This is a genomic window from Ralstonia sp. PBBBR1, from assembly GCF_002256165.1.
In the GTDB taxonomy this organism is placed as follows: domain Bacteria; phylum Pseudomonadota; class Gammaproteobacteria; order Burkholderiales; family Burkholderiaceae; genus Ralstonia; species Ralstonia thomasii.
This window is the reverse complement of record NZ_NKIL01000002.1, coordinates 159,802-174,069: the sequence shown is the minus strand read 5'-3', so window position 1 is coordinate 174,069 and position 14,268 is coordinate 159,802. Positions and strand designations below refer to the sequence as shown.

General features: G+C 62.4%; 13 protein-coding genes. 7 read left to right on the top strand and 6 right to left on the bottom strand.

The window, feature by feature from the left end; genetic code table 11:
• Nucleotides 1–53 precede the first annotated feature (53 nt).
• The gene (locus CFE42_RS00805) at nucleotides 54–1,577 is read left to right on the top strand and encodes an amino acid permease (RefSeq protein WP_004626948.1); all 1,524 of its coding nucleotides are present in this window, start codon (nucleotides 54–56) and stop codon (nucleotides 1,575–1,577) included.
• A gap of 69 nt (nucleotides 1,578–1,646) precedes the next feature.
• Here CFE42_RS00805 and CFE42_RS00800 read toward each other — a convergent pair whose 3' ends face one another.
• The 6 genes from CFE42_RS00800 to CFE42_RS00775 form a co-directional block, all read right to left on the bottom strand.
• Nucleotides 1,647–2,366 carry an ABC transporter ATP-binding protein gene (locus CFE42_RS00800; RefSeq protein WP_004626950.1) on the bottom strand — a complete coding sequence of 240 codons (720 nt, stop codon included), beginning with the start codon at nucleotides 2,364–2,366 and terminating at the stop codon, nucleotides 1,647–1,649.
• Nucleotides 2,366–3,166 carry an ABC transporter ATP-binding protein gene (locus tag CFE42_RS00795; protein ID WP_004626953.1) on the bottom strand — a complete coding sequence of 267 codons (801 nt, stop codon included), beginning with the start codon at nucleotides 3,164–3,166 and terminating at the stop codon, nucleotides 2,366–2,368. Before CFE42_RS00795 ends, CFE42_RS00800 begins: the two co-directional genes overlap by 1 nt.
• The gene (locus CFE42_RS00790; RefSeq protein ID WP_004626954.1) at nucleotides 3,163–4,497 is read right to left on the bottom strand and encodes a branched-chain amino acid ABC transporter permease; all 1,335 of its coding nucleotides are present in this window, start codon (nucleotides 4,495–4,497) and stop codon (nucleotides 3,163–3,165) included. The genes CFE42_RS00795 and CFE42_RS00790 overlap by 4 nt, the downstream gene beginning before the upstream one ends.
• A complete protein-coding gene (locus tag CFE42_RS00785) occupies nucleotides 4,498–5,445 on the bottom strand; it encodes a branched-chain amino acid ABC transporter permease (RefSeq protein WP_024541690.1) in 948 nt (315 codons plus the stop codon).
• Between the two features lie 126 nt (nucleotides 5,446–5,571).
• On the bottom strand, nucleotides 5,572–6,828 hold the full coding sequence (locus tag CFE42_RS00780) for a branched-chain amino acid ABC transporter substrate-binding protein (protein ID WP_004626959.1): 1,257 nt from the start codon (nucleotides 6,826–6,828) through the stop codon (nucleotides 5,572–5,574).
• A 219-nt stretch (nucleotides 6,829–7,047) separates the two neighbouring features.
• Complete coding sequence (locus CFE42_RS00775) at nucleotides 7,048–8,676, bottom strand: 3-(methylthio)propionyl-CoA ligase (RefSeq protein ID WP_004626960.1); 1,629 nt, start codon at nucleotides 8,674–8,676, stop codon at nucleotides 7,048–7,050.
• Nucleotides 8,677–9,020: 344 nt separating this feature from the next.
• Here CFE42_RS00775 and CFE42_RS00770 point away from each other — a divergent pair, with 344 nt between their 5' ends.
• The 6 genes from CFE42_RS00770 to CFE42_RS00745 all read left to right on the top strand — a co-directional run bounded on the left by CFE42_RS00770 (nucleotide 9,021) and on the right by CFE42_RS00745 (nucleotide 14,159).
• On the top strand, nucleotides 9,021–10,610 hold the full coding sequence (locus CFE42_RS00770; protein WP_004626962.1) for a protein adenylyltransferase SelO: 1,590 nt from the start codon (nucleotides 9,021–9,023) through the stop codon (nucleotides 10,608–10,610).
• 157 nt (nucleotides 10,611–10,767) lie between these two features.
• Nucleotides 10,768–11,154 carry a peptide-methionine (R)-S-oxide reductase MsrB gene (gene msrB / locus CFE42_RS00765; protein ID WP_004626963.1) on the top strand — a complete coding sequence of 129 codons (387 nt, stop codon included), beginning with the start codon at nucleotides 10,768–10,770 and terminating at the stop codon, nucleotides 11,152–11,154.
• Between the two features lie 48 nt (nucleotides 11,155–11,202).
• On the top strand, nucleotides 11,203–11,775 hold the full coding sequence (locus CFE42_RS00760) for a septation protein A (RefSeq protein WP_004626965.1): 573 nt from the start codon (nucleotides 11,203–11,205) through the stop codon (nucleotides 11,773–11,775).
• Nucleotides 11,775–12,047, top strand: coding sequence for a BolA family transcriptional regulator (locus CFE42_RS00755; RefSeq protein WP_004626967.1), 273 nt, complete (start codon nucleotides 11,775–11,777; stop codon nucleotides 12,045–12,047). The genes CFE42_RS00760 and CFE42_RS00755 overlap by 1 nt, the downstream gene beginning before the upstream one ends.
• Nucleotides 12,048–12,089: 42 nt before the next feature.
• Nucleotides 12,090–12,887: a peptidylprolyl isomerase gene (locus CFE42_RS00750; RefSeq protein ID WP_004626968.1), complete on the top strand. Its 798-nt coding sequence runs from the start codon at nucleotides 12,090–12,092 to the stop codon at nucleotides 12,885–12,887.
• A 291-nt stretch (nucleotides 12,888–13,178) separates the two neighbouring features.
• Nucleotides 13,179–14,159: an ABC transporter substrate-binding protein gene (locus CFE42_RS00745; protein WP_004626970.1), complete on the top strand. Its 981-nt coding sequence runs from the start codon at nucleotides 13,179–13,181 to the stop codon at nucleotides 14,157–14,159.
• Nucleotides 14,160–14,268: the final 109 nt, after the last annotated feature.

Here is a 14,268-nt window from a genome sequence, read left to right as displayed (position 1 = left end):
CACAGCATCCGGCCGGCGCTTTTATTGGGGCGCCTGCTCCGGCGCTACCGGCTATGCATACACCCATCACCCCCACCGGGCTCGAAGCCCAATCCGAACTGCGCCGACGCCTGCGCTCGCGCCACCTGATGATGATCGCCCTGGGCGGCGCCATTGGCACGGGGCTGTTCGTCGCGTCCGGCGCGTCCATTGCCCAGGCCGGCCCCGGCGGCGCACTGCTGACCTACACGCTGATCGGCGTGATGGTCTATTGCCTGATGACGAGTCTTGGCGAGCTGGCGGTACATCTGCCCGTCTCGGGTTCGTTCGTGACTTACAGCCGCCTGTATGTCGAAGAAGGCTTTGGCTTTGCGCTGGGATGGAACTACTGGTTTGCACTGGCCGTGTCCGTTGCGGTGGAATTGGCGGCCGCGCAACTCGTGATGAAGTACTGGTTCCCGGGCATCTCGGGCATGGTCTGGAGCGCCGCATTCCTGCTGCTGATGTTTGGCCTCAACGCCTTCTCCGTGCGCGGCTTCGGCGAGGCGGAATACTGGTTCTCGATGATCAAGGTGGTGACCATCATCGTGTTCCTGCTGATCGGCCTGGCGATGATCTTCGGCATCATGCACGGCGGCCCACAGTCGGGTTGGCAGAACTTCACCGTGGGTGATGCGCCGATCGTGGGCGGTGTGCCTGCCATGGTGGGTGTGGCGATGATTGCCGGGTTCTCGTTCCAGGGTGTCGAAACCATCGGCGTGGCCGCCGGCGAGGCGGAGAACCCCTCCCGCACGATCCCCCGCGCCATCCGCCAGACGTTCTGGCGCATTCTGCTGTTCTATGTGCTGGCGATCCTGATCATTGGCGTGCTGCTGCCATACACCGACCCGAACCTGCTGCGCAATGAAGCGACGGACGTCGGCGTCAGCCCGTTTGCGCTGGTGTTCCAGCACGCGGGCCTCGCGTTTGCGGCCGGGATGATGAATGCGGTGGTGCTGACCGCGCTGCTGTCGTCCGGCACGTCGAGCCTCTATGTGTCGACGCGGATTCTGTACGATTTGGCGCTCGAAGGCCAAGCGCCGCGCTGGTTTGCCAAGGTATCTACCAATGGCGTGCCGCATCGCGCGCTGCTGGCCACGTCCGCTGTTGGCGCGCTGTGCTTCTTCAGCTCTTTGTTTGGCGATCAGGTGGTCTACCTGTGGCTGCTGAATACATCTGCGGTAACGTGCTTCATCGCCTGGTTCGGCATAGCGCTGGCGCACTATCGATTCCGTAAGGGATTCACGAGCCAGGGCAACTCCGTGGAGCAACTGGCGTATCGGTCGCCGTTCTTCCCGTTCGGGCCGATCATGGTGGCGATCCTGTGCGCGGTGATCATCCTTGGGCAGAACACCAAGGCACTGTTTGCACCGGTGGACAACTTCGGCGCCTTCATCGCAACGTATTGCGGCGTGATTCTGTTCGTGGCGATCTGGCTGGCTTACCGCTGGAAATTCAAGACGCGATTCGTGAAGTACACCGAGATGCAGTTCAGCCCGGCGCATCTGCAACAACCCGAACCTACCAACGCCGCTGCGACGGGCGTGGTTGCCAACTAAGCGAAAGAAAAAAGGCCCGCACAATTGTCCATGCGGGCCATCTTTTCAGTGTGGTTAAACATCCGGCCTTTACACCTCCAGCCACTCCTGCCGGACTTTCCCATCCGCCTTCAACTGCTGGGGCGTTCCTTCAAACACGATCTGCCCGTGACCCATCACATACACCCGCTGTGAAATGTCGAGGGCAATGGCGAGTTTCTGCTCCACCAGCAGCACGGAGATCCCCCGCTCCTTGAGCGTCTTCAGATACTCGCCCACGAGCGTCACGACCAGCGGCGCAAGGCCCTCGGTCGGCTCGTCGATGATGATGAAGTCGGGATCGCCCATCAGCGTGCGGCACAGCGTCAGCATCTGCTGCTCGCCACCCGACAGCACACCGGCGGCGGTGTTCTCGCGCTCCTTCAGGCGCGGGAACATCTGGTACATGTCTTCGACCTGCCAGCGCGGCTTGGGCTGACTGGGATTGCGTTTCTCGCCAAGCAACAGGTTCTGCCGCACCGTCAGCGTGGGGAAAATATCCCGGTTCTCGGGCACATAGCCGATGCCTTTGTGCGCGACTTCGAAGGTTCGCAGGCCACTCACGTTCTTGCCGCGCAGCAGGATTTCGCCTTCGTGCCGCACCATGCCCATGATGGACTTGGCCAGGGTCGAACGCCCCACGCCGTTGCGGCCGAGCAGCGCAACGATCTCGCCCTCGCCCACATGCATGTCGACGCCGTGCAGGATGTGGCTCTTGCCGTAGTACGCGTGCAGGTCGCGCACCTCCAACATCGGAGTATTCGTTGCCATCAATGCGCTCCTGCAGATTCGGTTTCATTCGCGTCCAGCGTGGTGCCGAGGTAGGCTTCCTTCACGCGCCGGTTGTTGCGAATGGCTTCGGGTGTGTCGGTGGCGATCACTTCGCCATAGACGAGTACCGAGATGCGGTCGGCGAGGCCAAACACCACGCTCATGTCGTGCTCGACCATCACCAGCGTCTTGCCCACCGTGACCTTGCGGATAAGCTCGACCGCATGGTCGGATTCGGAGCGGCTCATGCCGGCCGTGGGTTCATCCAGCAGAATCACGTCGGCACCGCCCGCGATGGTGATGCCGATTTCCAGCGCCCGTTGCTCGGCGTACGTCAGCAGGCCTGCGGCGGCGTCACGCCGATGTGTCATGCCGATCTGCTCGAGCACTTCTTCCGCGCGCTCGCGTGCGTCGCGCAGTTCGGCCAGCTTGTGCCAGAACGAATACTTGTAGCCAAGCGACCAGAGCACCGCGCAGCGCAGGTTCTCGAACACCGACAAGCGATGAAAGATATTGGTGATCTGGAAGCTGCGCGACAGGCCCTTGCGGTTGATCTCGAAGGGCGCCAGGCCGCTGATCTCTTCGCCGTTCAGGCGCACGCTGCCCGAGCTGGCCGGGAAGCGGCCCGAGATCAGGTTGAACGTGGTCGATTTGCCGGCGCCGTTCGGGCCGATGAGCGCATGGCGCTCGCCCTTGCCGATGGTGAGGTTGACCCCTCGAATGATTTCGGTCGCGCCAAAGCGCTTGCGAACGTCGCGCAACTCGAGCGCGGCGGTCGGCCCGGATGTCAGTTGGCTCATGGTTGCGGCTCCTGCAATGCGTTGTCCCAAGCGGCACGCAGCTTGCTCGCTGCAGCACGCAGGCCGAAGGCGCCCACCAGCCACAGCACGGCGGTGACAATCCATGGCTTGAGGGTATTCGGTTCGACAGACAGGCCGAACAGCGTGGCCACGCCACCCGAGGCGTCGTCCTGCACGGCGTAGATCATTTCCACGGTGGAAATCAACGCGACCAGCAGGATGACCGCCGGCACAATCGCCAAACCGTAAGCTGGCAGGAGCGTCTTCAGCTTGCCGCGTCGCAGGATCGGCAGATGTATGACCAAAAGGCTGGCGATGCCGCCCGGCGCGTACATGACCATCAGCACAAAGAACAACCCCAGGTACAGCAGCCACGCCTTGGTGATGCCCGACAGCGCCACGGTGAAGAACACCGTGAGCACCGCGCCGATGATCGGCCCGAAGAAGCTGCCCATGCCGCCAATGAACGCCGCCAGCAGCACGGAGCCCGAGCGCACTGCCGACACGTTCTCGGCCGTCACGATCTCAAAGTTGATGCACGACAGCGCGCCGGCAATGCCAGCGAAGAACGCCGACAGAATTACTACCAGGAAGCGCACGCGCTGCGTGTTGTAGCCGATGAACTCCACGCGCTCAGGGTTGTCGCGCACCGCGTTGGCGATGCGGCCCAGCGGCGTCTGCGTCCAGGCGTACATCAGCGCCATTGAAATCAGGCACCACGCGGCGATCAGGTAATACACCTGGCGTGCCGGGCCGAAGGTGATGCCGGCCAGGGCATCGCCAATGCTGCGGTTCGTGGAGACACCGCCCTCGCCACCAAAGAAGTCCGGAAACATCAACGCGCTGGCAAACACCATCTCGCCGATACCCAGCGTGATCATGGCGAACGTCGTGCCGGACTTCTTGGTGGTGACGTAGCCGAAGATCACGCCGAATAGCGCACCGCCCAGGCCGCCGGCAATCGGCAACAGCGCAACGGCGAGCGGCCCGCCGATGCCCAGCGCCTGCACGGCGCCGATCTTGTTGAGCAGGTGCACGGCCATGAAGGCGCCCAGGCCGGCATACACCGCGTGCCCGAACGACAGCATGCCGGACTGCCCCAGCAGCATGTTGTACGACAGCGCGAAGATGATCATGATGCCCATCTGCGAAAGCAGCGTGATGGCAAAACCCTGCGGCCAGATGAGCGGCAGCACGATCATCACCAGCGCAGTGGTGGCCCAGAGCATCCAGCGGGCAAGATTGACAGGCTTGAACTTCATCGTCCGCGCTCGATCGTTGGCCGGCAGCGCGGCTTGTTGTTGCGCTTGTTGGTGCATGGTGCGTTCCATTTAGCTCTCCCGCGTACCCATCAGCCCACGCGGGCGGAAGATCAGCATCAGCACCAGCAGCAGATACGGCAGCACCGGTGCGACTTGCGCAATCGTCAGGTTCCAGACCGAGATGAGCGGCACGTCGGGGTTGAGCGTGACACCGATCTTCCCGAGCACGCTGGTCACCGAAATATCAAGCGTGACGGCAAAGGTCTGGATGCAACCGATCAGCAGCGACGCAACGAACGCGCCCACAAGAGACCCCATGCCGCCCACGACCGCCACCACGAAGACGATGGAGCCGACCGCTGCCGCCATCGATGGTTCGGTCACGAACGCGTTGCCGCCAATCACGCCCGCCAACCCGGCCAGCGCACAGCCGCCGCCGAACACCAGCATGAACACGCGCGGTACGTTGTGACCCAGCGCTTCCACCATGTCCGGATGCGTGAGCGCAGCTTGAATGACGAGCCCGATACGCGTGCGCGTGAGCAGCAGAAAAATGCCAACCAGCATCAGTAACGACACCAGCATCATGAAGGCGCGGTACTTGGGAAACGACGAGGTGAACAGCGTGAACAACGGGCCATCCAGCGCGTCCGGCACGCGGTACGGCACGGCGGGCAGGCCCCACACCAGCTTCACGCCTTCTTCAATCAGATAGGCCAGTCCGAAGGTAAACAGCAGTTCGGCCACGTGGCCATAGCGGTGCACCGTGCGCAGGCCGAAGCGCTCGACAACTGCGCCCAGCGCGCCCACCAGCAGCGGCGCCACGATCAACGCGGTCCAGAAGCCCAGATAGCCGCTGACGACATAGGCGAAATACGCGCCCAGCATGTAGAAGCTGGCGTGTGCAAAATTGAGCACGCCCATCATGCTGAAGATCAGCGTCAGGCCCGAAGACAACATGAACAGCAGCAGCCCGTAGCTGATGCCGTTCAAGAGATTGATGACTAGAAATTCCACGCTGCAGCCCTTCCAGCAGATTCGGCGGAGCACGGGCGAGCGCATCAATGCGCTGGCCCATGGACTCCGTTTAAAACATCGCCGCACGATAGCATCGGACGGCCCTTCGGCACACCACCCGCCGCCTTACTGTGGACGCTTCATCTGGCAGGAAGTCGGCTGCGACGCGACGTACTGGTCGAGCACCGCATCGGTCTTCCAGCCGTAGCCGGTGTTTTCCTGGTCGAACTTGACGTTCTTGCCGTTGGTTTTTTCCCAGGTGGCGATGTAGAGCGGCTGCTGGCCCTGGTGGTCAGACGCGCGCATCTCGAAAGTGCCGTTCAGGCTGTCGACCTTCATGCCTTCGAAGGCCTTGGCCACCTTGGCAGGCTCGGCCGACTTCGTCTGCTTGATGGCCTTGGCCAGCATGGCGATGCCGGTGTACGACGCCATGAGGTAGTAATCGTCGTTGTACTTCTTCTTGTAGCCCTCGACGATATCGGCGCCCTTGTAGCCGTCGTTGTTGACGTTCCAGTAGCCCACGTATTTCACATGATCTGCCCCTGCGGAGCCCATCGCTGTCGGAACGCCCGTGGTCGAGGCGTAGTACGTATAGAAGTTCGCGTTCAGGCCTGCATCCTTGCCGGCTTTGATGAGCAGTGCCAGGTCGCTGCCCCAGTTGCCGGTGATGACGGTGTCGGCACCCGACGACTTGATCTTCGAGACGTACGGCGAGAAGTCCTTCACCTGCGCCAGCGGGTGCAGGTCTTCACCCACGATCTCGATGTCTGGACGCTTGCGCTTGAGGTATTCCTTGGCCGCACGCGCGACCTGATGGCCGAACGAATAGTTCTGGTTGATCAGGTAGACCTTCTTGACCTTCGGATCTTTCGCCAGGAAGCTGGTCAGCGCTTCCATCTTCATGTCGGAGTTGGCGTCCAGGCGGAAGTGCCAGTAATTGCACTTGCTGTTCGTCATGTCCGGATCCACCGCAGCGTAGTTCAGGTAGACGATTTCCTTACCCGGATTACGCTCGTTGTACTTGGCCACGGCGTCTTCCAGCGCCATGCCCACGCTCGAGCCGTTGCCCTGCACGATGTAGTGGATGCCCTGATCAGCCACCTGCTTGAGCGCCGTCAGGCTTTCCTGCGGCGAGAGCTTGTTGTCGAAGCCCACCACTTCGAACTTCGTGCCGTCGCCGGCCCAGTTCTTCTGCGTGGCGAGATCGGCAATGTACTGCCAGCTGCGCAACTGGTTCTGACCCAGCGCGCCCATCAGGCCGGACAACGGATCGATCCAGGCGATCTTCACGGTTTCGGCGGCGGACGCTGCAGTGGGCAGAGCTGCCCCACCGATTGCCGCAACACATGCAACAGCCACAACCAACGGACGGAACTTCGTCATGCGTGTCTCCTTCATGTGGTGGAGCCGCCGGCGAGTCACTCTCCGCATGCCTCTGGTGGGCGTGCGGCTGCTTGCGTCTCCAGGTTGCAACGCGCCCGGGCTTCATCCCGCTGCGTCGACGTGTCCGTCGCGCGGCGGCCGGCCCTGATCCGGTTGTCTTACGTCCGCCGTCCTCGTGCCGGGGTGACCCCGTGCACGGGCGGCGGTTTCTATATGTAGCTAAGCCTGTACAGCGGGGAACTGATAATCCTTGAACTGCTCGCGCAGCTTCAGCTTCTGCATCTTGCCGGTGGCCGTGAGCGGAATTTCGGTGACAAACACCACGTCATCCGGAATCCACCATTTGGCAACCTTGCCTTCGAAGAACTTGAGCATCTCCTCACGCGTGAGTTCCACACCTGGCTTCTTCATCACCACCAGCAACGGGCGCTCGTCCCACTTCGGGTGGTGGCACGAGATGCATGCGGCCATGTGCACGCCGGGGTGCGCAGCGGCCACGTTTTCCACATCGATGGACGAAATCCACTCACCGCCCGACTTGATCACGTCCTTGCTCCGATCTGTGATCTGCATGTAGCCATCGGCATCGATATTGGCCACGTCCCCCGTCGGGAACCAGCCATCAACCAGCGGCGACACCTCGTTGCGGTAATAGCTCTGAATGGTCCAAGGCCCGCGCACGTAGAGGTCGCCGAAAGCCTTGCCGTCCCACGGCAGTTCGTGGCCCTCGGCATCGACGATCTTCATCTCGACGCCGTAGATGGCGCGACCCTGACGTTCGAGCACATGCTGCTTGGCCTCGTCCGGCAGGTCGGCATGCTTGCCCATCAGCTTGCACGTGGTGCCCAGCGGGGACATTTCCGTCATGCCCCACGCGTGGATGACTTCGACGTCCAGTTCTTTGAGCGTACGGATCATGGCCGGCGGCGCAGCCGAGCCGCCAATCACGGTCTTGCGGAACGTCGAGAATTTCAGCTTGTTGGCCTGCACGTGTTGCAGCAGGCCCAGCCATACCGTCGGCACGCCGGCGGAGAACGTGACCTTCTCCTGCTCGAACAGTTCGAACAGCGAAGCGCCATCCAGTTTCGGCCCCGGGAAGACGAGCTTGGCGCCCACCAGCGGCACCGAATACGGCAGCCCCCACGCGTTGACGTGGAACATCGGCACCACCGGCAGAATCACGTCCTGCGCCGAGCACCCGAGCGCATCGGGCAATGCAGACGCATACGAATGCAGCACTGTGGATCGATGCGAGTACAGCGCGCCCTTCGGGTTGCCCGTAGTGCCCGACGTGTAGCACAGGCCTGCTGCGGTGTTCTCGTCGAACTGCGGCCAGGTGTAGTCGGCGCTCTGCGCGTCCAGCAGCTCTTCGTAGCAGAGCATCGGCACGCTGGAAGTGGGCATGTGCGCGCGATCGGTCATCGCCACCCAGCCCTTCACGTTCGGGCAGTGCGGGGCGATGCCCTCGATGAGCGGCACGAACGTCAGGTCGAAGAAGACGTACTGATCGTCTGCGTGATTGACGATGTAGGCGATCTGGTCAGGAAACAGCCGCGGGTTGATGGTGTGGCACACCGAGCCCGAACCGGAGACGCCGTAATAGATTTCGAGATGGCGATAGCCGTTCCAGGCCAGCGTACCGACGCGTTCGCCGGGCTGCACGCCCAGTGCGGCCAGCGCATTCGCCAGTTGCTTGGAACGGTCTCGCACGTGCCGGTACGTGGTGCGATGGATATCGCCCTCGACACGGCGCGACACGACTTCAGTCGAACCGGAATTGCGCGCTGCATGTTCGATGATGGTCGAGATGAGCAACGGAGCGCTCATCATTTGTCCCATCAGGGCCATGGTGTCTCCTAGAAAAAACTGAACAACCGTTCTATTTTTTGGCCGATTGTTCCCGTGATCGCCAAGCACGTCAACGGGATATTGTTGTGCGCTGCCACATCGGCCCCCATGTTTACCCGGCCATCTGAAAAATCCTGCGAATCGTTGTGGTGCAAGGGTTCGCAGGCTGCAGCTTTTTTTACTCGCAAGTACAATACGCGATAGCGTTGCTGCGTCTCAACATGGCGTTTTCCCCTACGCAGAGCGCATTTTGCTGCGCTGCAAAGCGCACAACCTTTGAGGATTCGGCACTGTTTTTGCGCCGTTTCCTGTGTTATCCGCCCCCTGCCCGGCGCTCCCATCCCATGACTGCCTCCCCCGCCGCCTTGCCTGACGATTCCCTTGCGAGCCCCTTCGACTGGCCTGGCCGCCCCGCAGCAGCCCCCGGTTTCTCGGCACTGGGCGAACGCTTTCTTACACGCCTGCCCCCGATGCCCATGCCTTTGGGAGCGATTGGCGAACCGTATCTGGTCGGGTTCTCGCCAGATGCCGCAGCGTCGCTCGGCATCACGCGCGCCGAACTCGACACCGCTGCGGGGCTGGCCGTATTCACCGGTAACGCCGTCGCCACCTGGAGCGACCCGCTCGCCACTGTCTACTCAGGCCACCAGTTCGGCGTGTGGGCAGGCCAGTTGGGCGATGGCCGTGCGCTGCTGCTGGCGGAATTCCAGACCGCCGACGGCCCCTACGAAGTCCAGCTCAAAGGTGCCGGCCGTACGCCGTATTCGCGCATGGGCGACGGGCGCGCCGTGCTGCGATCGTCCATTCGGGAATTCCTCTGCTCGGAAGCCATGGCAGGCCTCGGCATTCCGACCACGCGCGCCCTGTGCGTGACCGGCGCTGACGCCCCCGTGCGCCGCGAAGAGATCGAAACCGCTGCCGTCGTTACGCGCCTCGCGCCGTCGTTCGTGCGCTTCGGTCATTTCGAACACTTTGCGGCCAGCGAACAGCTGCCCCAGCTTCGTGCACTCGCCGATTACGTCATCGACCGCTTCTACCCCGCCAGCCGCAGTGAGCCGCAACCGTATCTCGCGCTGCTGCGCGAACTCGCCCGCCGCACCGCTGAACTGATGGCCGACTGGCAAGCCGTTGGCTTCTGCCACGGCGTGATGAACACAGACAACATGTCGATTCTTGGCCTCACGCTCGACTACGGCCCGTTCGGCTTCCTGGACGGCTTTGACGCCAACCACATCTGCAACCACTCGGACACCGGCGGCCGTTACGCCTATGCGCAGCAGCCGCAGATCGGCTACTGGAACCTGTTCTGCCTCGCGCAGGCGTTGCTGCCGTTGTTCGGCGAAGATCCCGACGTTTTCGTCAATTTGAGCGACGAAGCGCAGGCTCAACCCGCCATCGATGCCGCGCAAAACGTATTACTGACCTACCGCGACGTCTACGGCGCGGCGTTCTACGCACGTTATCGCGCCAAGCTCGGCCTCTCCACCGCACAGGACGCAGACGAGGCGCTCTTCGGCGATCTGTTCAAGCTCCTGCACAACCAGCGTGCCGATTACACGTTGTTCTTCCGCCACCTCGCCGACGTACGCCGCGACGACACGCCGGCTGCGGCAGAAGCGCGCACCGTGCGCGATTTCTTCTTCGACCGTGCAGCCGCAGACGTATGGCTTGCCGCTTATCGGCAGCGCTTGCAGGCCGAACCGCAATCCGACGACGAACGCGCAGCCGCCATGCAGCGCGTCAACCCGAAATACGTGCTGCGTAACCACCTGGCTGAAATCGCCATCCGCCGCGCCAAGGAAAAGGATTTCTCCGAAGTCGAAAACCTGCGCGCCGTGCTGGCCCGCCCGTTTGACGACCACCCCGGCTTCGAGCACTACGCGCAGCCCGCGCCGGACTGGGCATCGTCATTGGAAGTGAGCTGCTCGTCGTGAGCCGGCATGCCGACATGCGGGGCGCGTGATGCACCGGAACTGACGCCGTGCTCTAATCCGCGCCTGTCAGGATTGCCGCTGCCGCACGACAAAACAACGTCAGCCGCTCGATCGCTCCATCCCGCGGTTGCCGAATCCAACAAGGAGTCTCATCACCATGACCGTCAAGAAATCCGACGCCGAATGGCGCGACCAACTCTCCGACATCGAATACCGTGTCACCCGGGAAGCGGCCACTGAGCGCCCCTTCACCGGCAAGTACTGGGACCACTGGGATCGCGGCGTCTACAACTGCGTCTGCTGCGGCACGCCGCTGTTTGAATCGTCGACCAAGTTCGATGCGGGCTGCGGCTGGCCGAGCTATTTCCAGCCCATCAACGGCGAGGTGATCGACGAGAAGACGGACCGCTCGCACGGCATGCTGCGCATCGAAGTGCAGTGCAAGAATTGTGGCGCGCACCTCGGCCACGTGTTCGAGGATGGCCCCGCGCCCACTGGCCTGCGGTATTGCATCAACTCGGCTGCGCTAAAATTCGGCGATTGATCTTTCCCTACTCATCGTCCGTATAGGCCCGCACAAGCGCGTTCCCGCATGAAATTCCTGTTCGATCTGTTCCCGGTCATCCTGTTCTTTGCTGCCTTCAAGGTCGCCGGTATTTATGTGGCGACCACCGTCGCGATGGTCGCCACCGTGCTGCAGATCGCCTGGGTGTGGTTCAAGCACCGCAAGGTCGACGCCATGCAGTGGCTGTCGCTGCTCATCATCGGGGTGTTTGGCGGCGCAACGCTTATCTTCCACAACGAAACCTTCATCAAGTGGAAGCCGACGGTGCTCTATTGGCTGTTTGGCGTTGTGCTGTTGGGCAGCGTGGTGGTCGTTCGCAAGAACCTCATCCGCGCCATGATGGAGCAGCAGGTATCGCTGCCCGAAACGATGTGGGGGCGCCTGAACCTGGTGTGGGCGCTGTTCTTCCTGGTCATGGGCTGCCTGAACCTTTATGTGGCCTACAACTTCGACACCGACGTGTGGGTCAACTTCAAGCTGTTCGGATCGATGGGCCTGATGGTGGTATTCATCCTTGCGCAGAGTGTCTGGCTGGCGCGCCACATGCAGGAGCGCCCGGCCAACGCGGCCAACGATGCCAACATCGGAGACGACCGCTGATGGCCGCAGATCCGCAAGAAATTGAACGCCTCCTGCGGGAGGCCTTCCAGCCTGTCCAACTGGTCGTTGAAGACGACAGCGCCAAGCACGCCGGGCACGCCGGCGCAGCCTCCGGCGGCGGGCATTACAACGTCGAAATCGTCAGCGCGGCCTTTGCAGGCAAGAACCGTTTGGCCCGTCATCGCATGGTGTATGATGCGCTGCACACGCTGTGGCCGGCGGCAATCCATGCGCTGGCGATCCGCGCGGTCACTCCCGAAGAAAACACGTAAGCGCATTCCACGCTCACTCGTCCTTCCCTCGAACGCAATCCCATGAAGATTTCCAGCCTCACTGCCAGCCTGCTGGCTGCTGCCCTTGCTGCGACCGTTGCTCCCGCGATGGCGCAAAACGCCGCGGTGGTCAACGGCAAAGCCATCCCGAGCGCCAAGGTGGACGCGCTGATCAAGAAGTCGGGCCAGCCCGAATCGCCCGAGCTGCGCGCCAGGGCCCGCGACATGCTGGTCGACCGTGAACTGATCGAGCAGGACGCGGCCAAACGCGGTCTGCTGGAGCGTGACGACATTCAGGAACAACTCGCTGCTGCGCGCCTGAATGTGCTCGTGGCCGCCGAGTTCGAAGACTACGTCAAGAACAGCCCTGCCACCGAAGACGAACTGCACAAGCAGTACGACAAGATCAAGGCGCAGTTCGGCAACGGCAAGGAATACCACGCCCACCACATCCTGGTGGACAAGGAAGCCGACGCGAAGGCCATCATCGCCAAGCTCAAGGCCGGCGCCAAGTTTGAAGACATCGCCAAGGCGCAATCGAAGGACAAGGGATCGGGCGCCAACGGCGGCGATCTGGACTGGGCGAACCCGGGCACCTACGTGCCGGAATTCTCGGCCGCTCTCACCGGCCTGAAGAAGGGGCAGATCACCCAGACGCCGGTCAAGACGCAATTCGGCTGGCACGTGATCCGCCTGGACGACACGCGCGACGCCAAGATCCCGTCGTACGAAGAGGTCAAGCCGCAACTGCTCGAGATGATGATGGGCGACCAGAACTGGCAACGCAGCAAGTTCCAGGCGATGCTGAAAGACCTGCGCGAAAAAGCGAAGATCCAGTAAGCAGAGCAGCCCGTTGGGGCAGTGAAAAAAGGGGCCGCGTGCCCCTTTTTGATTTGATGGCGACGTTGCATCGCACGCAATCGGAATCCCCTCCCTGCCCCAGGTTTTCTTTTGAAGTGTTTGCTGAAAAGCATTGCGATTTGGCCGATAATGTGCGCCCACGCGCGCCGGCATTGCACTGCTTCGGTGCGCTCAAGAATCAAGACAGTCTTACAAAACCAACCACGCCGGCACGGGCATATCCCGCCCGCCGCCAGAGCGAAACCACCCAAAAGGAAACAGGAGATCCTTATGTCCACGTTCAAGCACGCCTTCCGCATTGCCGCGCTTGCCGCCATTCCGATGGCACTGCTGCAAGCCGCACCGGCACTGGCCCAGGCCACCAAGTCGGTCGAAGTGCTGGCCATCGTTGAGCACCCGGCGCTCGACGCCATCCGCGATGGCGCCAAGGAACAACTCAAGGCCGAAGGCTTTGACGCAGGCAAGAACCTGAAGTGGGAATACCAGAGCGCACAAGGCAGCACGGCCACCGCCGCGCAGATTGCCCGCAAGTTCATCGGCGACAAGCCGGACGCCATCGTCGCCATCGCTACCCCGTCGGCGCAGGCCGTTGTGGCTGCCACCAAGTCGATCCCCGTCGTGTATTCGGGCGTGACCGATCCGGTTGCCGCACAACTGGTCAAGAGCTGGGCGCCGACCGGCACCAACGTGACCGGCGTGTCTGACAAGCTGCCGCTGGACAAGCAGATCGCCCTGATCAAGCGTGTGGTGCCCAATGCCAAGCGCGTGGGCATGGTCTACAACCCGGGCGAAGCCAACTCGGTCGTGGTCGTCACCGAGCTGAAGAAGCTGCTGTCGGCGCAAGGCATGACGCTCGTCGAGTCGGCAGCTCCGCGTACCGTGGATATCGCGCCGGCCGCCAAGAACCTGATCGGCAAGGTCGACGTGATCTACACGAACACCGACAACAACGTGGTGTCGGCGTACGAATCGCTGGTGAAGGTGGCCAACGAAGCGAAGATCCCGCTGGTGGCCGGCGATACCGACAGCGTCAAGCGTGGCGCCATCGCTGCACTGGGCATCAACTACTACAAGCTGGGCCAGCAGACCGGCAAGGTCGTCGCCCGCATCCTGAAGGGTGAGAAGCCGGGCGCGATTGCGTCGGCCGGCAGCTCCGACCTGGAGCTGTTCGTGAACGAAGGCGCAGCCAAGAAGCAAGGCGCCACCCTGTCGGCGGACCTGCTGAAGGACGCCAAGGAAGTCATCAAGTAACTCGCAAGGCGCCGGGCCGGCCTCCGCCCGACGGAGCCGGCCCGGCGCGGGTCTGCCTGCCCGAGCCCCAACGCGGCTATCCGCCGCATAATGGCCGGGCGCTTACGCT

Excerpts from the sequence above, each read along its gene's own strand:
- CFE42_RS00770 (WP_004626962.1), top strand. The coding sequence starts at position 9,021 with ATGACTGCCTCCCCCGCCGCCTTGCCTGACGATTCCCTTGCGAGCCCC.
- CFE42_RS00750 (WP_004626968.1), top strand. The coding sequence starts at position 12,090 with ATGAAGATTTCCAGCCTCACTGCCAGCCTGCTGGCTGCTGCCCTTGCT.
- CFE42_RS00745 (WP_004626970.1), top strand. The coding sequence starts at position 13,179 with ATGTCCACGTTCAAGCACGCCTTCCGCATTGCCGCGCTTGCCGCCATT.
- CFE42_RS00775 (WP_004626960.1), bottom strand. The coding sequence starts at position 8,676 with ATGGCCCTGATGGGACAAATGATGAGCGCTCCGTTGCTCATCTCGACC.
- CFE42_RS00780 (WP_004626959.1), bottom strand. The coding sequence starts at position 6,828 with ATGACGAAGTTCCGTCCGTTGGTTGTGGCTGTTGCATGTGTTGCGGCA.
- msrB (WP_004626963.1), top strand. The coding sequence starts at position 10,768 with ATGACCGTCAAGAAATCCGACGCCGAATGGCGCGACCAACTCTCCGAC.
- CFE42_RS00755 (WP_004626967.1), top strand. The coding sequence starts at position 11,775 with ATGGCCGCAGATCCGCAAGAAATTGAACGCCTCCTGCGGGAGGCCTTC.
- CFE42_RS00805 (WP_004626948.1), top strand. The coding sequence starts at position 54 with ATGCATACACCCATCACCCCCACCGGGCTCGAAGCCCAATCCGAACTG.
- CFE42_RS00800 (WP_004626950.1), bottom strand. The coding sequence starts at position 2,366 with ATGGCAACGAATACTCCGATGTTGGAGGTGCGCGACCTGCACGCGTAC.
- CFE42_RS00795 (WP_004626953.1), bottom strand. The coding sequence starts at position 3,166 with ATGAGCCAACTGACATCCGGGCCGACCGCCGCGCTCGAGTTGCGCGAC.
- CFE42_RS00790 (WP_004626954.1), bottom strand. The coding sequence starts at position 4,497 with ATGGAACGCACCATGCACCAACAAGCGCAACAACAAGCCGCGCTGCCG.
- CFE42_RS00760 (WP_004626965.1), top strand. The coding sequence starts at position 11,203 with ATGAAATTCCTGTTCGATCTGTTCCCGGTCATCCTGTTCTTTGCTGCC.